At 58.3% G+C, this 20528-nt stretch carries 18 protein-coding genes; 9 read left to right on the top strand and 9 right to left on the bottom strand.

Annotation, left to right across the window (positions count from 1 at the left end):
• Window positions 1-625 precede the first annotated feature (625 nt).
• From G5221_RS00910 to G5221_RS00900, 3 genes are all read right to left on the bottom strand, one after another.
• Complete coding sequence (locus tag G5221_RS00910) at window positions 626-961, bottom strand: hypothetical protein (RefSeq protein WP_216953580.1); 336 nt, start codon at window positions 959-961, stop codon at window positions 626-628.
• 200 nt (window positions 962-1161) lie between these two features.
• Window positions 1162-2442 carry a tyrosine-type recombinase/integrase gene (locus G5221_RS00905; RefSeq protein ID WP_421262808.1) on the bottom strand — a complete coding sequence of 427 codons (1281 nt, stop codon included), beginning with the start codon at window positions 2440-2442 and terminating at the stop codon, window positions 1162-1164.
• 380 nt (window positions 2443-2822) lie between these two features.
• Entirely contained in the window at window positions 2823-3125 is a 303-nt protein-coding gene (locus G5221_RS00900; protein WP_005333111.1) for a YebG family protein, read from the bottom strand.
• Window positions 3126-3295: 170 nt separating this feature from the next.
• Between G5221_RS00900 and G5221_RS00895 the strand changes: the two genes are divergently transcribed.
• On the top strand, window positions 3296-4171 hold the full coding sequence (locus G5221_RS00895) for an esterase/lipase family protein (RefSeq protein WP_204383173.1): 876 nt from the start codon (window positions 3296-3298) through the stop codon (window positions 4169-4171).
• A gap of 90 nt (window positions 4172-4261) precedes the next feature.
• On the opposite strand, the gene G5221_RS00890 is transcribed toward G5221_RS00895, so the two are convergent.
• Window positions 4262-6235 (bottom strand): SDR family oxidoreductase, encoded by a 1974-nt coding sequence (locus tag G5221_RS00890; RefSeq protein WP_421262624.1) that lies wholly within the window; start codon window positions 6233-6235, stop codon window positions 4262-4264.
• A gap of 248 nt (window positions 6236-6483) precedes the next feature.
• On the opposite strand from G5221_RS00890, the gene G5221_RS00885 reads away from it, so the two are divergent.
• The 4 genes from G5221_RS00885 to G5221_RS00870 all read left to right on the top strand — a co-directional run bounded on the left by G5221_RS00885 (window position 6484) and on the right by G5221_RS00870 (window position 9795).
• Entirely contained in the window at window positions 6484-7056 is a 573-nt protein-coding gene (locus G5221_RS00885; RefSeq protein ID WP_005333118.1) for a phasin family protein, read from the top strand.
• A 94-nt stretch (window positions 7057-7150) separates the two neighbouring features.
• Window positions 7151-8338 (top strand): patatin-like phospholipase family protein, encoded by a 1188-nt coding sequence (locus G5221_RS00880; protein WP_108612728.1) that lies wholly within the window; start codon window positions 7151-7153, stop codon window positions 8336-8338.
• A 1-nt stretch (window position 8339) separates the two neighbouring features.
• Complete coding sequence (locus G5221_RS00875; protein ID WP_227342928.1) at window positions 8340-8981, top strand: TetR/AcrR family transcriptional regulator; 642 nt, start codon at window positions 8340-8342, stop codon at window positions 8979-8981.
• A 25-nt stretch (window positions 8982-9006) separates the two neighbouring features.
• Complete coding sequence (locus tag G5221_RS00870; RefSeq protein WP_058058147.1) at window positions 9007-9795, top strand: hypothetical protein; 789 nt, start codon at window positions 9007-9009, stop codon at window positions 9793-9795.
• A gap of 115 nt (window positions 9796-9910) precedes the next feature.
• On the opposite strand, the gene G5221_RS00865 is transcribed toward G5221_RS00870, so the two are convergent.
• Together G5221_RS00865 and G5221_RS00860 are read right to left on the bottom strand one after the other, a co-directional pair.
• Window positions 9911-11341 (bottom strand): wax ester/triacylglycerol synthase family O-acyltransferase, encoded by a 1431-nt coding sequence (locus tag G5221_RS00865; protein WP_421262623.1) that lies wholly within the window; start codon window positions 11339-11341, stop codon window positions 9911-9913.
• Between the two features lie 255 nt (window positions 11342-11596).
• Window positions 11597-11929 (bottom strand): polyhydroxyalkanoic acid system family protein, encoded by a 333-nt coding sequence (locus tag G5221_RS00860; protein WP_164536816.1) that lies wholly within the window; start codon window positions 11927-11929, stop codon window positions 11597-11599.
• Window positions 11930-12188: 259 nt separating this feature from the next.
• On the opposite strand from G5221_RS00860, the gene G5221_RS00855 reads away from it, so the two are divergent.
• Window positions 12189-12917, top strand: a complete 729-nt coding sequence (locus tag G5221_RS00855; protein WP_421262622.1) for an FFLEELY motif protein — start codon at window positions 12189-12191, stop codon at window positions 12915-12917.
• A 99-nt stretch (window positions 12918-13016) separates the two neighbouring features.
• Here the strand turns inward: G5221_RS00855 and G5221_RS00850 are convergent, their stop codons facing one another.
• Genes G5221_RS00850 through prpB form a run of 3 tightly spaced genes read right to left on the bottom strand, consistent with a single transcriptional unit; the run spans window position 13017 to window position 16498 of the window.
• Window positions 13017-14462: a bifunctional 2-methylcitrate dehydratase/aconitate hydratase gene (locus G5221_RS00850; RefSeq protein WP_421262621.1), complete on the bottom strand. Its 1446-nt coding sequence runs from the start codon at window positions 14460-14462 to the stop codon at window positions 13017-13019.
• Window positions 14463-14472: 10 nt separating this feature from the next.
• On the bottom strand, window positions 14473-15600 hold the full coding sequence (gene prpC, locus G5221_RS00845) for a bifunctional 2-methylcitrate synthase/citrate synthase (protein WP_278174036.1): 1128 nt from the start codon (window positions 15598-15600) through the stop codon (window positions 14473-14475).
• Between the two features lie 10 nt (window positions 15601-15610).
• A complete protein-coding gene (prpB, locus tag G5221_RS00840; protein WP_421262620.1) occupies window positions 15611-16498 on the bottom strand; it encodes a methylisocitrate lyase in 888 nt (295 codons plus the stop codon).
• A gap of 147 nt (window positions 16499-16645) precedes the next feature.
• On the opposite strand from prpB, the gene G5221_RS00835 reads away from it, so the two are divergent.
• Genes G5221_RS00835 through G5221_RS00825 form a run of 3 tightly spaced genes read left to right on the top strand, consistent with a single transcriptional unit; the run spans window position 16646 to window position 20466 of the window.
• Entirely contained in the window at window positions 16646-17272 is a 627-nt protein-coding gene (locus G5221_RS00835) for a paraquat-inducible protein A (protein ID WP_005345516.1), read from the top strand.
• Window positions 17256-17858: a paraquat-inducible protein A gene (locus G5221_RS00830; RefSeq protein WP_005333132.1), complete on the top strand. Its 603-nt coding sequence runs from the start codon at window positions 17256-17258 to the stop codon at window positions 17856-17858. The genes G5221_RS00835 and G5221_RS00830 overlap by 17 nt, the downstream gene beginning before the upstream one ends.
• Before the next feature lie 55 nt (window positions 17859-17913).
• Window positions 17914-20466, top strand: a complete 2553-nt coding sequence (locus G5221_RS00825) for an MlaD family protein (protein ID WP_421262619.1) — start codon at window positions 17914-17916, stop codon at window positions 20464-20466.
• The last annotated feature ends 62 nt before the right edge of the window (window positions 20467-20528 follow it).

The following is a 20528-nucleotide window of genomic DNA, read 5'->3' as shown; positions in this document are numbered from 1 at the left end:
GGCGACACAACTCCGGTCAATGCGATCCATGATGAAGAACCATCTTGATACCTTGCAGCCAAATGCAGAAGAACCTCACCTAAAGCAGGCAATGCATCGTGCTTGGTGCCATAGCGTTGGCAATAGAATTGGCTAGTTCACCAACTGCTCATTTAGCTGTACCCGAACATGTCTTGGGACCATGTCCCCTCCCCTTAGTCGATATTCTGAAACCACAAATGTCCCATCTTGAGACAAGAGTCCACTATTAGAGGCTGTCTTGACCTGGTTAAAGTAGTCGCCTTAATGGGTGACAGATCCCCTGCCCTTACTCAAAATGCTAAAAATGCAAATTTCCCGTATTGAATAGTTCACACTTACAACAGTGCCGGATCATCAATGCCCTTGATGCAATAAGCGCTCCCTTCCCTCTTGGTTTCCGTGAATTTTATAATGGTGAATTTAACGTAACCATTCATATATTTACGTTAGGTGGCGTCTGGCTCCTGAGAGTTTTCGGTAGCCCACGACGATGACCATTCGTATAAGTCATCAAATCACCTTTTTAGACCTCAATGCACTCCACAGAGAGAATGAAAAAGACCCGCCTTTTGCGAGACGGGTCTTGTTCTTTCATTCCGGCTGATCAGGCTATTAGCCAATGTTTGCGTTTGGGTATGGGCGTTCGCGGATGGGATATGTGGACATTGCTGCACATATCCATGATTAACCTCTTCAGTTCATTCATATCGACAGAGTGAAGTGTTAACGACCAGAATGCTCTCGCCTGGCTGTAGTGCATGCCGTTGGTATAGAGCAGGGTGTCATTTTCAAAACGAAGTTGGCTACAGGGTGCCTCCATCTGCAATCCTGTTTCGGGAAACCAGATATTCAACGTGCCTGAGGGGATAAGGGTAAATTGCGCCATCAGATCGCCTTGTCCGACAATCTTGTAGGTCTTCTTGATAATGTCTATCGGCATAGGGGGTTGTCTCGATGTTTGAGCAAGCGATTTGGTTATTTTTCTCTCTGATACGGAATAAATATTGATCCCGCGGATGGCTACCTGCTCGTTCTTAACAGCCCTGCTGTTCCCTGAACCGGTTGCTATCCAGAGAAGTACAAAATAACGGCACCAGCTTGAATGAGACCTTAATGAATCACTTTTTTAGGTCACGATGCTCACCCGCCCTTTGAACGATTATCTCTCGTTTGTTGGCTCAATCTGTCTAGCGGTTTTTGTTGCGCGCTCTCATGTCGTTCACTGTTGCTGGTGTGCAGGTATTTCGAAGTGGTGTCGATGCTGTCATGTCCTGCATCGGCCTGTACGTGGGAGAGCGGCCGCCCGTGCAGATTGATGTCATGGGTGATCCCGGTATGGCGGATCGCATGGGGAGATAGTTGCCGCATTTCGGCTGCATCCTGGGCAAATCCATCCTGCTCTGCCAATTCTGCCCCTTTACCGATGATCACCATGATCAAATCCCGTAACTGGCGAATGCCGAGGTTGGCGTTGATCTCCCCCTGCTCGCGGCCGTGGGCTGCCGCTTTATGACGAACGAACAGTGGCGTCTGTTCATCCGGTGTCGGCAAGGGAGAGAGACCGAGGAAACGGCGGTAGCGTTCGAGTGCCGCCAACAGCGCTTGGGATACCGCCACGGTACGCCGTTTACCCCCTTTGCTTTGCGGAATAAAGTAGCCCCAGACGCCGGTTTTGCGATCCCGCCTGAACTGCCCCATCACTGGTGTAAAGCCCGGCCGGGCAGCAACCTCAGAGATCCGCAGATAGCAGGCGTACATCAGAATGGTGAGAAAACGGCTGCGCTCATGCTGCTCCGGATGGTCGTTGGCAAGGGTATCGGCAGCTTGCATCACGTATGACCACTGCAACTCGCTGAAGGCCTGCACCTGATCATCGGCCTCCTGCTGTTGCGGCCGTTTGACCCGCTGCAGTAGCAGAGCGGGATTCCTGTCCATGTACTCCTCCTGGATCAGGAACTGGAAGAAGGCCGACAGGATGGCCAGTTTGGTCTTCATCGCCTGCTCGCTAAGACGATAGGGCAAGGTGCGGCCCAGCTCCCGCTTACCGAGAAACGGTCGCCATTGTGGATTGGGCAACCGCTCTCCCCACTCCTTGTCGAGGACAAATTGCGCTACGTTGCGGTAGGCGATCAACTCGTCAGGGGGGGACTGACAGTAGTCGAGATAGCGGATCATGATGCGGCGAGTGAGATCTTTCGGGCTGATGGCCGCCTCTCGAAAGCACCAGTGTAAAAAAGTGGTCAGTTCGCTGCGATAGGTTTTGTAGTTGTTTTCGCTGTTGCGCTGCTCCAGCAGCCAATCGACCGCCAGTTCGTAAACTAGCCCTGCATCGGGCACATCGTTGAGGCTGAGGTTGGCAAGGTACTGATTGACCTGCGGATTGCCAGCTTCCAGATAGATAAGGCTGTCAAACAGCGGCATGGCTGGCGGCAAGGATAATGGTTGTTGAGTCATGGTGTTGCTTGTTGATGCTGAGATGAGTCGATATGAGCCTGTGAGCCGAGTTGATAGAAAAGTGCTCGTGATAGATGAATGCGGCTTCTATTGGGATTGGTACTGCCTCTTGTTGTTGCTGATTAAGGTAACCGGGAGCGATCTGGATAACGTTCTCTCCACTGTTTGCTCATTATTTCCTCATAGATCTGGCTGATGGAGCTCAGTGGTGCACGCTAATCAGTTATGCATTGGATATGCACCGTTGTTAAAAAATTCTCGGGGTAAATAGCCGTAAAAGTGGTTTTAAATGCAAATAAAGTGAATGTGGCGAGCTGTTTATCCCGAGAAATAGCAGGCTTGGGCAATCAGGCCACCTGCTTTAGTGGCTTCTCCTTGCGCTTGGCTGCTGGGGCCTCTTCCTCTTTCGTGCCTGCCTGAACCTTACCGCCGCGCAGCAGGGTTTGCAGCACATCGCGCTGCTCTGCCAGGTAGAATGCCAGACTCTCTTGCTGCTCTGGTGCCAGTTCGATCGGGGCGCCAGCCAACAGGGTCATCAACTCATCGGCCGTATCCAGCAGCTTGTCATAGGCATCGGCCTCTTTTTTGCTGGCAAAGGTCATTTTTTCCACTCCCCCACGAACAACCACATATTTGATCTCGACAGCCATGATGGCCTCCTCTTGGTGATGATGGATAGAGTATATGTATGGATATACAGTATTGCAAATAACCTCACCGGAAAAGAGTTCGCCGGGGTTTAGCGACAAAAGCCGCGTTGGATCAAGCTGTCTCAAAGTGTCATTTGACTTCCACGCCAGACTGGTCGGATCATGGCCTTATGACGATCGTACGACACCTGTTTATTCTGCTGATGGTAGAGGTGCTGCTCCTCGGGAGTATCGCCCATTTGGTCGTGGGACTCCCCTGGTTACTGACCCTGCTGTTTGTCGTGTTTGCCCTGCTTGGATTGCGCTGTCTGGTGGTGCTCAGCAGCTGGCTGTTTACCCGTTTCTACCCCTCCCCAGCTATCGGCCCCTGGCGCAGGGTGAAGATGATGGCGCAGGAGATGTTGGCCTACCTTTACACCTTCACCTTGTTGCTACCGTTCGAGCCTTTGCTAATGGCACCCGATCGGCTGCGTCCGTGCCAGCGCCCCGTATTGCTGGTGCATGGTTACGGTTGCAGTCGCGGGATCTGGCGTACCCAGCGCACCCGACTGGAGACCGCAGGCCATGTGGTCGCCACCATTACCTTGATGCCACCATTTGGTCATATCGATGAGATGGTGCCGCTACTGGCCAAGCGAATTGACGATGTGCTCGCGCAAACTGGGGCTGACAAGCTGGTGCTGGTCGGTCACAGTATGGGCGGGCTGGTCTGCCGCGACTATCTGGCTATCCATGGTGGTGACAAGGTAGAGTGCCTGATCACCCTGGCCACCCCCCATCAGGGCAGTCAGCTTGCCGCCCTTGGGCTTGGGGCCAATGCCCGTGAGATGGAGCCCGGTTCCGGCTGGTTGCAGCGTTTCGCCTCGGTTCCTCTCTGCGTACCCGGCATCTCGGTGCGCACCAGTCACGACAATGTGGTGATGCCGCAGGAGCGGCAACGCTTGGCGGGAATGGAAGATATCGAGTTGCCTGCCATTGGCCATCTCTCTCTGCTCTACTCGCGCCGCACGACTGATCTGCTGCTTTATCTGCTGTCCCGAGTCTGACCCTCCTTAACCGTTCTTCATCTGCTATTCCAAATAAAACAGGGGCCTGATTGCTCAGGTCCCTGTTGATCTCTTTATCCCATCACCCGGTTAGAAGTGTATCCCCTTGATCAGGGTCGAGACGGCAACCTGATCGGCGGTGGCCTTGGATTTGTCGCCATCCTTGGGATCGGCAAAGGTGCGGAAGCTGGTGTTCATGATGACCTGAGCGACACGCGGAGCCAGAGCGTGAACCACCTGACCAAATACCCCGAGGCGAGTGGCCAGACGAACGTGCTTGTTGATGATGGTATCGCATACCAGATCGGCCGCCTCTTCTGGCGTCATCATCGGTACCTGCTCATAGACCTTGGTCGGTGCGACCATCGGCGTTTTCACCAGCGGCATATTGATGATGGAGAAGCTCACCCCCTTGTCGGCAAACTCGGAGGCGGCAGTCCGCACCCAGGCATCGAGGGCCGACTTGGAGGCAACATAGGCGGAGAAGCGCGGCGCATTGGTCAACACCCCGATGGAGGAGATGTTGATGATGTGCCCTTTTTTCTTCTCAATCATGGTGGGCAGCACCCCCATGATCACCTTGAGCGCGCCAAAGTAGTTGAGCTGCATGGTGCGCTCCAGATCGTGGAAGCGATCGAAGGAGTCCTCGATGGAGCGGCGGATGGAGCGGCCGGCATTGTTGACCAGAATATCGACGCCACCGTGATCGGCCACGATGCGAGCGGTGATCTCCTCGGCCTGCGCCAGATTGGAGAGATCCCCCTGATAGATCTCGATGGTCAGCCCCAGCTCGGCAAACTCAGCTTTAGTCTCGGCAATTTTCTGCTCGTCGCGAGCGATGGTAACGACGTTGGCCCCCGCTCCCGCCAGCTTGCGCGCGGTTGCTCGGCCAATGCCGGAGGTGGCCCCGGTCACCAGCACCACCTTGCCTTCTACCCGACCACGCAGGGAGCGATCGATGAAGAGCTCCGGGTCGAGGTGACGCTCCCAGTAATCCCACAACCGCCAGGCGTAGCTGTTCAGCGGCGGCACTTCGATGCCTGTCCCTTTCAGTACCCGCTGGGTTTCGCGACTGTCGAAACGGGTGGGATAGCTGATAAGGCGGAACACATCCTTGGGCAGACCCAGATCGGCGATGGCGGCATCGCGGATGCGGCGCACTGGCGCCATGGTCATCAGCATGGCGGTCAGGTGGCGGGGAATGAAATTAAAGAGAGAGGCGTTGATGCGGATCGCAGGCTCCGGCGCATGGGCGGCGCGGGAGAAGGTGCTCAGCATGTCGCCAACCCGCATCGGGTTGGGGTCGGTCAGGTGGAAGGTTTTGTTCTCCTCGCCCTCTTGATGGGCGATATGCACCATGGCATCGACCACAAAGTTGACCGGCACGATATTGATACGGCCCCCTTCCACCCCGATGGCTGGCATCCAGGGCGGCAGCAGACGGCGCAGCTTCTGGATGGTCTTGAAGAAGTAGTAAGGGCCGTCGATCTTGTCCATCTCGCCGGTGTTGGAGTCACCGACGACGATGCCAGGACGGTAGACGCGCCACGGAACTGTGCACTCATTGCGCACAATCCCTTCCGCTTCGTGCTTGGTCTGGAAGTAAGGCATGTCGAGGTGTTCGGCCTCATCGAACATGTCCTCGCGAAACAGACCGTCGAACAGGCCCGCTGCAGCGATGGAGCTGCAGTGGTGGAACTGCCCTGCCCCTAGCCGCTCGGCAAGTTGCACAGCCTGACGGGTCCCTTCGGTGTTGACCTGCTGCTGGATCCCGGCCTTGGCGTTGAGATCATAAATGGCAGCCAGATGGAAGAAGTGGTCGATCTTGCCGATCAACGGCTCCTGCATCTCGACCGATACCCCCAGCAGCGGTTGCGTCATGTCCCCAAAAACCGGGACTGCGCGCGATTCATCCACATTCCAGAATGAGAACAGCTCTGGCAATTTTTCCTGATGAGAGGCGCGCATCAGAAAATAGACGGTACAGTCGGGATGCTGTTGGAATAACTTTTTGATCAATCGACGCCCGATAAAACCACTACCGCCAGTAATGAAATAGTTCATAAAGAGAATCCTGCTACTGATTAGGGTGTTACTAGGTTGTTAGATATATCACGATTCATATGGGAATCCGCAATTTGATTGTCGGTTCGTGAGCAAACCCTAATTTCGGTGGTGTGCCAGTTCCGTTATTAGGTAGAACCCTCTATTTTTTGTCCCTAGACTGAAGTTGAAAAATCAGTAATGCCACAACCCGATTGCAGTTTCGTTGTCGCCATTACATTTAACAGTCGTTATTCAAGGAGAAGATCATGGCTAAGAAATTGAAAGCGCTGGCAGGGTCAGTGACCGACAACCAACTCACCTCCACCATCAAGGAGTCCACCCAGCAGATCTGGTTGGCGGGTCTGGGTGCCTATGCCAAGGCGCAGGAAGAGGGCGGCAAGATCTTTGAAGCCCTGGTGCAGGAAGGGGAAGCATTGCAGGCAAAAACCCGTCAGAGCGCAGATGAGAAGATTGCCGCGGTGACCGACAAGACCGCCAATACCTGGGGCCGTCTGGAGCAGGTGTTCGAAGATCGCGTGGCCCGCGCTGTGGCCAGCCTCGGCATTCCGACCCGCAAGGATATCGACAAGCTCTCCAAGCGCATGGCTGAGCTGACCGATGTGGTCCAGCAACTGCTGGATGCACAGGAAGAGGAGGCCCCTGCCGCTGAAGCCAAACCGGCTGCCGCCAAAAAGCCCGCGGCCCGCAAGCCTCCGGTAAAGAAGGCACCGGTAGCCAAGGCTAAAGAGGCCGTGGTTGAGCAGGCCGCCGATCTTCTCTCCGCTGCAGAAGATGCAGTCAAAGAGGTGAAGGCCAAGGCCGAGAGCGTTCTGCCCTGATCCCTCGCGGTGACGGAAGGTGATTGATACCGGCCCATGCCCTGCGCTGGGCCGGTCTTGTCATGGTGAATGTCATGGATAGGGAGGCGACGCTATGAGTACCATCGCAATTGCCCTTGCTGGCGGCGGGCCCCTCGGCGGCATCTACGAGATCGGTGCCTGCGCTGCCCTCTCTGACAGCATCAGTGGCTTGCGCCTTGACCATGCCGATATCTATGTCGGCGTCAGTTCGGGGGCCGTGGTGGCATCGGCGCTGGCCAACGGCATCTCGCCGGCTAAGCTGGTGCGGATCCTGCTCAGCGATGATTCGGGGGAGATGTTTGACCCGGCCACCTTGCTGCGCCCCGCCTTTCGTGAATACGCTGACCGTCTGACCTCGATCCCACCACTGGCGTGGCAGAGCCTGACCTACTATCTGGCGGCGCCCTGGAAACGCAGCCTGTTTGAATCGCTGCAGGGGCTCTCCAAGGCCATTCCGACCGGACTGTTCGACAACCGCGGGGTGGATCGCACCCTGACCCAGTTTTTTTCTCGTCCCGGCCGCAGCAACGATTTCCGCCAGCTGCGCAGCCGACTGTTTGTGGTCGCTACCGAACTCGATACCGGCCATCCGGTCGCCTTCGGCAGCCCGGGGCTCGATGACGTGCCCATCTCGGCGGCGGTACAGGCGTCGGCCGCCCTGCCCGGCCTCTTTCCCCCTTCATTGATTAACGGGCGTTACTATGTGGACGGGGCGCTGATCAAGACTCTGCACGCTTCGGTAGCGCTGGAAGAGGGGGCGGATCTGGTGTTCTGCATCAATCCGCTGGTGCCCTATGATGCGGACATGGCCGCCGGCGCGCCCACCAATCTGGTGGACAGCGGTCTGCCGGTGGTACTGGCCCAGACCTTTCGCGCCATCATCCACTCCCGCATGCATGTGGGGATGGATCGCTACAAACACCAATATCCGGACGCCGACGCCCTGCTGTTTGAGCCCTCTTCTGCCGATGGCGAGATGTTCTTCACCAATGTGTTCAGTTATCGGGATCGCCGCCGCCTCTGCGAGCACGCTTACCAGCATACCCGCCGCGATCTCTGGCAGCGCCGTGACGAGCTGGCGCCGGTGCTGGCCAAGCATGGCCTCGAGCTCAATCTGGCCGCGCTGGCCGATGAAGATCGCACCCTGCTGGCCCCCGGCATTGGCTCGGTTGCCGCCCTCGACAAGTCGCTGGAGCAGCTGCAGCACTGGCTTGCCAAACGCTATCGCCACGGCGTGCGTCGTTCATCACCAAAGGAGTAGCATGGATCGCAAACCCAAACGTCGTACCCGGGAGCGGATCCTGACCACTGCCCTCGCCTGCTTCAATCGACAAGGGGAACCCAGCGTCACCACCTCGGCCATTGCGGCCGAGATGGAGATCAGCCAGGGCAATCTGTACTACCACTTCCACAACAAGGAGGAGATCGTCAACGCCCTGTTCTGCGAATTTGAACAGCAGATGGATCGCCTGCTGGAGGCGGTCAGCACCCCGTCCGATGAGCCAGAAGATATCTGGCTCTTTCTCCACCTGATGTTTGAAGCCATCTGGCAGTACCGTTTCCTCTACTACGATATCGCGACCCTGATGAGTGGTTATCATCAGGTAGAGCACCGCTTTTCCGCCCTGCTGCGCCGCAAGGAGCAGACTGCCATCGCCATTTGCAACCATCTGCAAACGGTCGGGCTGATGGAGGGCACGGCGCAACAGATGCGCACGCTGGCGGCCAATGTGGCGCTGGTGGGCACATTCTGGATCTCTTATCAGCGGGCACTGCACCCCAAGGCGGACGCCGATATTGCCCTCGGCGTCTTTCAGGTGATGCAGCTGGTCGCACCCTATTTGCGGGCCGATGCTCGCGCTCATTTGGGCGCCCTCGCCCACCACTACACCGACAAGGTTTGATTCACATGCTACAGGGAGAACAAGCATGACCACTTCACAACTCGAATTTGTCCCCTTCCCCTACGCGGATGCGGCCTATGAGTATGCCGGCCAGAAGCTGGCGGACAACTGGGATCGTCTCCATCAGGGGGATGCCGAACCCTGGCCCGAGGATGAGCAGGTACAGGATGCCTGGCGGGCCTATCATGCCGGGGATTTTGCCCGAGCCGTCGCCCTTGGTGAAGCGGCCGGTGAGGCGGGGCTCAATGTGGCAAACAAGGCACTGGTGATCCACGCCAGCTACCTGCTGGAGGACAAGTATGCCAAGCGCGCCGCCTTCGAGCGGGCGGCCAGCCATGCCGAGAAGCTGCAAAAACGCCAGCCCAAGAACGCCAACGCCTGGTATTTCCACGCGCTGGCACTCGGTCGCTACAGTCAGGTGATCTCCATCTCCAAGGCCCTCTCGCAAGGCATTGGCGACAAGATCAAGGCAAGCCTTGAGAAGGCGCTGGATCTGGCACCAGATCACGCCGAGGCCCATATCGCCTTTGGCGCCTGGCATGCGGAGATCGTCGACAAGTTGGGGGCCATGATCGGCGGCCTCACCTATGGCGCCAAGAAGGAGGAGTCCGAGCGTCACTTCAAGGAGGCGCTGGCGCTGATCCCCGACTCGGCTATCGCCCGCATGGAGTACGCCAACGCTCAGGTGATGCTGCACGGCAAGAGCCGCCTGAAAGCCGCCGAAGCCCTCTATGCCGAAGCGGCCGAGTGCGAACCCATGGATGCCATGGAGCGCCTCGATGTGGAGGCGGCGCGCGAAGAGCTGGAGGATTAACCGTCACTCCTGCCACTAAGAGGTAGCAAAACAAGAGGCCAACCCACGGGTTGGCCTCTTTTATGATGGGAGCTGACCGGTTGGCTACGCCGCCACCGGTCTATCAAATGCACGATCAACCGAGCAGCGCATCCAGTCCGTTGGGGTCAAACAACAGCTCCGGCTCCATCAGCACCAGCAACAGCAGTTGCTCGAACTCCACGGCGAAGCGGTCGACAACCTGATCAGGGTCCGGCACCAGCTTCTTGTCGGTGATAAGGCCCAGTTGCACCTTGTGATCGTAAGAGAGGATGGAGACGCCGACGCCGATATCCCCCGATTGCGGCACCCAGAACAGCGGCTGACGCAGTCTTGCGCCGGCCAGATAGAGGGTCTGCTGCGGGCCGGGCACGTTGGTGATCACTGCACTGGCCTTGGCCGTGAGCAGCTCGACGGCCTGCTGCTGCACCGCATTGGGGGCCATGCCAAGGGCATGTAACAGGTTGAGCACCACCACGGGTTGCAGCGAGGTGCGCAGCGCCTGCATCCGGTCACGCACGGTATAGAGCCGCTGCAACGGGTGTTCAACATCCAGTGGCAAGTCCAGGGCCACCAGCCCGAAGCGGTTGCCAAGTGCGCCCTCATCATCCGGCGCACGCATATTGACTGGCACCAGGGCGCGGATCTTGACCTTGTTGGCATCATCCCCCTTCTCCTGCAGGTAGTGGCGAAACGCCCCTGCGGTGGCAGCGATCAGCAGATCGTTGACCGAGCAGCCCAGTACCTTGCCCACCGCCTTGATATCCGGCAGATCAATTTGCTCCGACCAGGCCACCCGCTTGGTGCTGGTGGTCTTGCCACGCAGGCGGCAGGGAGAATCATCACCTAGGGTGGCGATATTGCACAGCTCGCTCGCCACATCCCGTCCGGTCTTGAGGTAATCCACCGCCTTGGTGGGATGGGTGACCACTTCGACATATTTGGACCAGAGGCTACCGGTCAGTTTGAGACCGGCCCGCACCAGACGGCTGCCCTGGTGGCAATCCTCCTCATCCTCGTCATCGCTGTCATCCAGTGGCTCCGGTGACGGTGGTCGCGGCGCCCCTTCCGGGGTGTTATCCATCATGGTCAGCATGGCCCGCACCAGCGAGAAGCCGTCTCCCATGGCGTGGTGAATGCGCACCACCAGCGCTTGCCCACCCAGCGAAGTGTCGGTCAGGTGCATATCCCACAGGGGGCGCTGGTGGTTGAGCGGCGTCGAGGCGAGATCGGCCACCAGCTTTTCCAGCTCCAGCTTGCCTGCTTCACCCGGCAGGATCACTCGCTTGAGGTGCTGATCGAGATCGAAATCGGGATCATGACGCCAGTAGTAGGAGCCCCCCTCCAGCACGGCCCGCTGGTGGAAGCGGGGTTGCACCGAAATGGTATGGCGCAATCCGGCCCGCAGACGCGCTTCATCAAGCTCTCCTTCAAACATCAGGACACCGATGATCTGCATCAGGTTGTTGGGTCTGTCCATGCGTAACCAGGCGGTATCGACGCAGGAGATAAATTCACTCAGTGGCATGGTTGTTTCCCTACAAAATGAATTTACCGAGGCGGCAAATTGCTCCTGTCCTCATATCCGGATGAAGACTTGATGCAATCAGAATGACTTTAATGAGTGCCGACTCGAAATATGAAATAAAGATGAAATATTACTTACAAAATAGAATCGAGACCTCGCCGGATAATAAATCTGACAAGCCACATGGCTTGCCAACTTATTTCAAACAGCCATCGTTTACAGCTGGTTTATTTAAAACCAATGCAACGAAGAGTTTCAAACATGTTTGGGGCAAGGTAAGCGATTGTCGACATAATCGAGGATCTCTTGCTCCAGCACGCTGCGTACCGGCAACAGCATCAAACCAAGATGCACTTCCAGTTCCAGGGTATCTTCGTCCAGGGTGAGAGTGCCATGTACCCCTGAGCCGCGAAAGCGTAGCTCGGTCTCCTCTTCATCCGCCCATTCGCAATCGAGTTGATAGCTCTCGCTCATGTCCGCAGCGATGGCTTCGGCTGCGATCCGGGCGGCGGCCAGTCCCAGCGGATGCTGACGGCTGATCTGGATGGTAGAGAGTGCGCTGCTGCCAGCGAGCGAGTTGAAGAACATGGTCGTTACTCTGGGTCATAAGTTAGTTATTGATATTAAACACATGTTCACAACAAATGAAAGGATGGTTCACATAAATGGGACTCACTTAACAGAGTCGAGAGGGATGCAGGCCATCAGCGGGGCATGGCATTTATTCCCTCCACCGTGCGCGCTACACTTGTCACGGAACGGTCAGCAAAAGCTGCTTGTTTTTCATTCACTTGTATCTTCGTATCACCGAATCCCCATCAATGGGCCCAAGGCCAGAGAGCTGTAGATGACGCATCAAGAACATGCCCACGACGACGATAGCACCCTGGGTCGGCTCTACCGCCAGCTCAAGCGGGTTGCAGCCTTGCGCGAGCAGATGCGTGCCCACCCGGAAGATCAGCAGGATCGGGATCGGCTACGCCAGTGGCAGGCCGACCGGTTGGGGCAAACCCATCGTGATCTGCTGGAGAGTGACCGCTACGGCCCGGCGGCCGAGTTTTTCCTGACCGATCTCTATGGCCCCGGGGATTGCGCCCGCCGCGATGCGGACGTGATGCGGGTGATGCCGACCGCCGAGCGGCTGTTGCCGGAGTCCGGTCTCAAGGTGCTGGCCCAAGCGATCGAGCTTGATGCTCTCTCCGAAGAGCTGGACTATCTGATGGTGGTAGCGCTGCGGCGCATTGATGGCATTGATCCCATCACGCCGGACCATTACACCATCGCCTATCGTGCCGTAGGCGAGCAGGCGCGCCGAGAACATCAGATTGCGCTGGTGAGCGAGCTTGGCATGACGCTGGACAGACTGGCGAGAAAGCCGCTGCTGGGGGCAACCCTCAAGCTTGTGTCAGGGCCCGCCCATCTGGCGGGGCTTGGCGAGCTCTTTTCTTTTGTCGAGCGTGGTTATCAGGTGTGTCATCAGATGGGGCGTGCCAACGAATTTCTCGAAACCATCGCCAGTCGCGAGACGGCCATCATGACGGCGCTCTTTAACGGCGACAGCAGTGCGCTGGGGTAAGGCTTATCGAGGGATAAGCCGCCAGAATAACAAAGCGGGCCTATGAGCCCGCTTTTCGTTTATCACTGTTTGCCGATATGTTGCCCAATACAAGACCGGTCAGATCACCAGCAGATCCATGAAGGCATGTACCGGGGTGGCGGCAAGGCGCGGCCCATCCTGACAGAGGGCAAGGATGTCGCTGACCCGTTTGGCCGGGAAGCGGGTGGCCAGATTGTGCTGGAATTTCTCCACCAGCAGCGGGATCCCCTCCTCCCGACGGCGGCGATGGCCGACCGGATACTCCACCTCCACCTTGGCGGTGTGAGTACCGTCCTTGAAGAAGATCTGGATGGCGTTGGCAATGGAGCGCTTGTCCGCCTCCAGATATTCGCGGCTGTAACGCTTGTCCTCCTGCACCACCATCTTGCCGCGTAGCGCGTCGATGCGGGGATCGGCGGCGACATCGTCCTCGTAATCCTCGGCGATGAGGCGACCAAAGATAAGCGGCACCGCCACCATGTACTGCAGGCAGTGATCTCGATCGGCCGGGTTGTTGAGGGCGCCGACCTTGCTGATGATGCGAATGGCCGACTCATGGGTGGTGAGCTCGATACGGTCGATCTCCTCCAGCCGTCCCTTCACCTGCCCATGCAGCTTCATGGCGCACTCCACCGCGGTCTGGGCATGGAACTCGGCGGGATAGGAGATCTTGAACAGTACGTTCTCCATCACATAGCTGCCGTACCCCTGATGCAAGGCGAACTGATTGCCCCTGAACAGCACATCGTAGAAACCCCATTTTGGCGCGCTCAGTACGCCGGGATAGCCCATCTCGCCGCTCATGGTGATAAGGGCGAGGCGCACAGCGCGGGAGGTGGCATCCCCCGCCGCCCAGCTCTTGCGTGACCCCGCATTGGGGGCATGGCGGTAGGTCCGCAGGCTCTGGCCATCGACCCAGGCCTGGGATACCGCATCGATCACCTGATCGCGGGTGCCGCCAAGCATATGAGTCACCACGGCGGTACTGGCGACCTTGACCAGTACCACGTGATCGAGACCGACCCGATTGAAGGAGTTCTCCAGCGCCAGCACCCCCTGAATTTCGTGGGCTTTGACCATGGCCACCAGCACATCAGCCATGGTGAGCGGTGCCTTGCCCTCTGCCACGCGAGTACGGGAGAGCCAATCGGCAGTGGCGAGAATGCCCCCCAGATTATCGGAGGGGTGACCCCACTCGGCGGCCAGCCAGGTGTCGTTGTAATCCAGCCAGCGGATGATGGCACCGATGTCCCAGGCTGCCTTGACCGGATCGAGGCAGAGCTGGGTACCGGGCACTCGGGCACCATGGGGCACGACAGTACCGGGTACGATGGGGCCAAGGTGCTTGGTGCACTCGGGGAAGCGCAGGGCCAAGAGGCCACAGCCGAGCGTATCCATCAGGCAGTAGCGGGCGGTGTCGAGGGCTGCCTGGCTGGTAATTGGGTGGTTGCAGACATAATCGGCAATATCGACCAGCACCTGATCGGGGTCTGGTCTGTGGTTGACGTCGACGTTGGCGGACATCGTGACTTCCTTATCGTTGTTGTAGAGAGACAAAGTGACGGGGGGCCGGGCCGACATAATCGGCGCTCGGACGGATGATCCGGTTGTGCTCGCGCTGCTCCATCACGTGGGCGCACCAGCCGGTGACCCGTGAGCAGACGAAGATAGGCGTGAACAGCTTGGTTGGGATCCCCATGTAGTGATAGGCGCTGGCATGGAAGAAGTCGGCGTTGGGAAAGAGCTCTTTCTCTTCCCACATCACCTTCTCCGCCTCGCAGGAGACGCGATAGAGGCGATCATCGCCCACCGCCTCGGCAAGTTTGGCCGACCACTCCTTGATGATGACGTTGCGCGGATCAGAAGTGCGGTAAATGGCGTGGCCAAAGCCCATGATCTTCTCCTTGGCCGCCAGCTTGGCCAGCAGTTCGCGCCTTGCCTGCGTCTCATCTTGCCAATGTTCGATCATCGCCATGGCCGCCTCGTTGGCGCCGCCGTGGAGCGGGCCGCGCAGGGTACCGATGGCGGCGGTGATGCAGGAGAACATGTCAGAGAGCGTCGAGGCGCAAACCCGCGCCGCAAAGGTGGAGGCGTTGAACTCATGCTCGGCGTAGAGGATGAGGGAGACATGCATCACCCGGCGCTCCAGCTCGCTCGGCGCCTTCTGGTGCAGCAGTGCGAGGAAATGGCCACCGATACACTCCTCGTCGCTGTCGAGGGCGATACGAATACCTTCATGGCTGAACTTGTACCAGTAGATCAGAATGCCCGGAAAGGCGGCCAGCAGCCGATCCGCCACTTCATGCTCATGCTCGAAACCATCTTCCGGTTCCAGATCGCCGAGCATGGAGCAGCCGGTGCGCAGCACATCCATGGGGTGGGCATCGGCGGGAATGCGCTCCAGTACCTCCAGCAGCGGCTGGGGCAAGGTGCGCAGGCGACGCAGCTCGCGCTTGTAGGCGTCAAGCTGCTGCTCACCGGGCAACTCCCCCTTGAGCAGCAGATAGGCGACCTCCTCGAACTGGGCGCTGTCGGCCAGCTCCTTGATGTCGTAACCGCGATAGGTAAGACCGGTGCCACTCTTGCCCACGGTGCAGATACTGGTCTCCCCTGCGCTTTGGCCGCGCAGACCGGCCCCGCCCAACGGTTTTTGCTGTCCCATAAGCTGCCTCCTATTCCTTGGCTGTAAACAGACGATCCAGTGTCTGCTCGTAGTGGTGATATCCGAGGAAGTCGTAGAGTGACTCCCGGGTCTGCATGGTCTCCACGACGGCCCTTTGATGGCCATCCTGGCGAATATGGTGATAGACGTTGAGGGCGGCCTGATTGGCGGCGCGGTTGGCACTCAAGGGATAGAGCACCATGTCGACCCCGTGGGCGGCGAGCTGCTCCTTGTCAAACAGCTCGGTTTTGCCGAACTCGGTCATGTTGGCAAGGATCGGCACTTTGGCCGCCTGCTTGAACTGGTCGTACTGGGCAAGTTCGGTCACCGCCTCGGCGAAGATCATGTCGGCCCCGGCGGCCACATAGGCGGCGGTGCGCTCAAGAGCAGATTCCATCCCCTCCACCGCCAGTGCATCGGTGCGGGCCATGATGACGAACTCGCTATTCTCGCGGGCATCCACCGCTGCCTTGATGCGATCGCACATCTCCTCCAGCGTGACCACCGCCTTGTTGGGGCGATGACCACAACGCTTCTGAGCCACCTGATCTTCCATGTGCACGGCTGCCACTCCGGCGTGCTCGAACGCGCGAATGGTGCGGGCGATATTGAACGCCCCCCCCCAGCCGGTATCGATATCGACCAGTAGCGGCACACGGGTTGCGGCGGTGATCCGCTCGGCATCGATCAGCACGTCGTTGAGGGAGGTCATGCCGAGATCCGGCAAGCCGTAGGAGGCATTGGCTACTCCGGCGCCGGAGAGATAAAGAGCTTGAAAGCCGCTGCGTTCGGCCATCAGCGCCATATAGGCACTGATGGTGCCGACGATCTGCAGGGGATGTTCATTGGCAAGGGCGGTGCGAAAGCGCAGGCCTGCCGAGGGGGACAAACTGGACATCATGACTCCTTTCACCTGTCTAGTCTGGCTATCTAATATCACGTTTACGTTAACGTCAATTATACTTTCGTAACATTCCGGCCGCAGGCAAGACAGGAAACCGGTTTTAAGGTAAATTTCACCAATTGCTTCAACAGGTTGAATTGTATGATGGAGCCCGGTTCCGTGATTGTCTGTCCGGCGTGCGACTTGCTGATCCAGCGCAAAGCACTGCCGCTGCGTCGCCATGCCCACTGCCCGCGTTGTCACCAGCATCTCTATGGCCGTTATGCCTTTCGTCCCTCCCAGTTGATGGCCCTGACCATCACCGGATTTCTGCTGCTGCCCTCTGCCTTTTTTGAACCGCTGATCTATCTGCGGCTGGCTGGGGTCAACACCGACGCCGACCTGCTGCGCGGTATCTTGGTGCTGTTTGGCGAAGGTGAATGGTGGGTAGCCAGCCTGGTGCTCTGGTGCGCCGTGTTGGCGCCGGTGGGATTATTGGCGGGGATCTTTGTGCTGGCTTCGGGTCTGGCCAAACGTTGGCACATTCTTCCCGTCACCTTGAAGCTGGTCGAGGTGTTTCGCCACTGGGCCATGCTGGAGGTCTATATCGTCAGCCTGCTGGTTGCCCTGTTCAAACTGATCGACATCGCCGATGTACGCCTCGGTGGCGGGTTGCTCAGCCTCGGTATTCTGATGCTGCTCAACATGACTCTGCTGATCCTGTTTGACCCCGCCCCCTACTGGGCGCGGATCCCGTTAAAGGAGCCGGAACATGACCAGCGCCCGTGAGATGGGGCTCTGCCGCTGCCATACCTGCGGTCTGCTGGTGCGTTATCAAGCCGGGGCAGTCTGCCCCCGTTGCAGCAGCAAATTACAGGTGCGCATTCCCCGCTCCCTCGCCTGGTCGTGGGGCTTGCTGGCACTCGCCACCTTCATGTTGCTGCCTGCCAATCTGTTGCCCATTACCCATTTCTACAACAAGGGGTTACTGCAGTCAGATACCATCTTCAGCGGTATCATGATGCTCTATCGCAGCAAAATGAGCGGGATTGCCACCATAGTTCTCACCGCCAGCATACTGGTACCCGTGGGCAAGATATTGGGGTTGGGCTGGATCTGCTGGCAGTTGCAGCGGGCCAAGCCGGTTCGGCGCAAGCGCCAGCTGGTGATGTATCGGGTGATCGATTTTATCGGTCGCTGGTCAATGCTGGACTTGTTCGTGATTTCGCTGATGGTGGCACTGGTCGATCGGGGTGTGCTGCTGAGTGTCCGCGCAGGCCCCGGAGCCACCGCCTTTGCCGGTGTGGTAGTGCTGACCATGATGTCGGCTCGCATGCTTGATACCCGTTTACTATGGGACAAGGCGGCCCGTTGATGATTTCTCTGTTTTTGTCTGATGTGCTGTTTAATCCAGCCAATAAGGAGTCACTATGATCGGGGCTGAACCCGTCATTGAAAAGCGTCGCTGGTTATCGCCGGTCTGGCTGTTACCCCTGATAGCCCTGCTGCTGGCGGGTGGCTTTCTCTATCAGCAGGTATTGAGCCGTGGCCAGCTTATCCAGATCAACTTTGCCCAGGGCAACGGCATCTTGCCGGGTAAAACCCAGGTTCGTTATCAGGGGGTGGCCATCGGCGTGGTGCAAGAGCTGGAGCTGGCTGAAGATGGCCGCAAGATTGCGGTGATGGCCAAGATTGACAGCCGTGCCAGACCGCTGATCCGCAAGGGATCCGACTTCTGGCTGGTGAGCCCCAAGGCGTCGCTCACCGAGATCTCCGGCCTCGATACCCTGGTCTCCGGCAACTACATCAACCTGCAACCGGGGCGTGAAAGCAATCCGCTGGAGGAGACCTTTGATGCACTGGAGGGCCCTCCCCCCGGCTATCAGGCTCAGGGGCGGATGCTGCACCTGACCGCCGATTCGCTGGGTTCGGTGGGGATTGGCGCCAAGCTCTATTTCCGCGGTATCGAGGTGGGCAGCGTCATCAATACCCGCCTGGGTCAGGACAACCAGAACGTCATTCTGGATCTGGTGATCGAGCCGCGTTTTGAACATCTGGTCAAAGCTGATACCCGCTTCTGGAATATCAGCGGTATCAAGGGCTCTTTCAGTCTGGCTGGCGTCAGCGTTGAGGCTGGCAGCCTCACTTCCATTCTGAGCGGCGGTATCGCCTTTGACTCCCCCAAAGATTCACCGGAGCCTGAGAAGGGACAGACCTTCGTCCTCTATAAAGGGCTTGCGGAAGCGGCGCGTGGCGAGCGTATCGACATTGCGGCTGGCGATCTTCCGGTCAAGGAGGGGATGCCCATCCTCTATGAGGGGATCGAGATCGGTCGTATCGACCCCATTCGGCTTACCGATAAAGGCCGGATGGTCACAGCGCTGATCAACCCGGAGCAGGCTTATCGCATTACCGACAAGAGTCAACTGGTGTGGGAGAGCGTCTCCCTCTCCGCGACCGGCGTGCAGCATGCAGATCGCCTGCTCTCCGGCCCGGCCATTCGCCTCGACTATGTAGCGGGCAAACCGGTACAGAAGATGACCCTGACCGATCGCGCCCCCCAAAGCGGCACCAAGGTGACGCTGCAGGCTGACGATCTGGCGGGGCTCAATCAGGATGCCCCTGTCTGGTACAAGGGATTGCAGGTGGGCCGCATCAGCCAGCTCACCCTGGATGCGCGCGGCAATGCCAGCGTCGAGCTGGTGATGGCGCCGAACTATGGCCATCTGCTCAACCGTGCCCGCTTCTATCGCGCCGCCCCGTTGCAGATCGATGCCGATCTGAGCGGCATCAAAGTAGAAACCAGTCCGGCCAGTGCCTGGTTGGGGGGCGGGATCAAGCTGGTACAAGCCAGCAGTGGTGAGCGGATTAACCGTCTCTACCCGAGTCAGGAGCTGGCACTGCTCGGCACCCGTGATGCCAAGCCCCAGCGCTGGTTGCTCAAGGCAGATCAGGCCGATGGCATTGGCATTGGCTCGCCTGTGCTCTATCTGGGGCTGGAAGCGGGCAAGGTCAAACAGCTACGCGCCGCCAAAGAGGGGGTCGAGATCGAACTCGAGATTGATGGGGTCTATGCTCCCCTCCTCGCCCAGCAACCCCAGTTCTGGAAAAAACCGGCCATCGACACCAAGGTGCGGGTCGATGGGGTGCAGGTCAAGGTGGGCAACCTCGGTACCTTGCTGCGCGGTGCCATCGAGTTCGATCGGTTAGCCAATGGCCGCAGCAGTCATCAACTGTTCGATTCCAGGGAGCAAGCCAAGGCCAAGGTGCGCCAGCTGTCACTGGTGGCAGAGAGCAATCCGGGGCTCGGGATTGGCAGCCCGATCCGCTATCGCGGTGTCGATATCGGCAAAATTGAAGAGATCGAGCTGGAGTCGTCATTGGGTCAGGTGATCTTCAAGGCGGAACTCGATGGCCACTATGCCGAGCGTTTCCTGCAGTCCGGCGCCCGCTTTACTCTGGTGCAAGCCAAGCTGGGGCTGGGCGGTGTCGCTCACCTCGATACCCTGATCAAGGGGGCGTTTGTAGAAGCACAACCCGGTAAAGGCGCTGGCAAAGATCGTTTCCCTTTGAGTCAGACCGGTCCTCTGGGTCTAGCCCTGACCCTCAAGAGCCCCTCCGTCAATGGCCTGAGCGTCGGTAGCCCGCTGCTGTTTCGCAAGATGGTGGTGGGCAGTGTCACCAAGGTGGCGCTGGCTCGGGATGGTAGCGAGGTGGTGATCGACGTTAACCTGGATCAGGAGTATGCCCATCTGGTGCGGGCCAACTCCCGTTTCTGGAATGTCTCTGGGGTCAAGGCGGATATCGGGCTGACCGGCGGCACCATCGAAGTGGAGACGGTGCAGAGCCTGCTGGCCGGCGGCATTGCTTTCAATACGCCGGAGAAAGAGATGGGTCCAACCGTCAAGGCTGGCCACAGCTATCCGCTCTACGGCAAGGCCGAGAAAGAGTGGCTGGAGTGGAGTCCGCGTATCCAGCCCTGATCTCTTCCCTTTGTATCTCATCCAAGCCCGGCACAGTGCCGGGCTTTTTTATATTCCGGTAC

Source organism: Aeromonas sp. 602200 (genome assembly GCF_049173895.1).
GTDB classification, from domain to species: domain Bacteria; phylum Pseudomonadota; class Gammaproteobacteria; order Enterobacterales; family Aeromonadaceae; genus Aeromonas; species Aeromonas veronii_A.
This window is presented reverse-complemented; position numbering and strand designations above follow the sequence as displayed.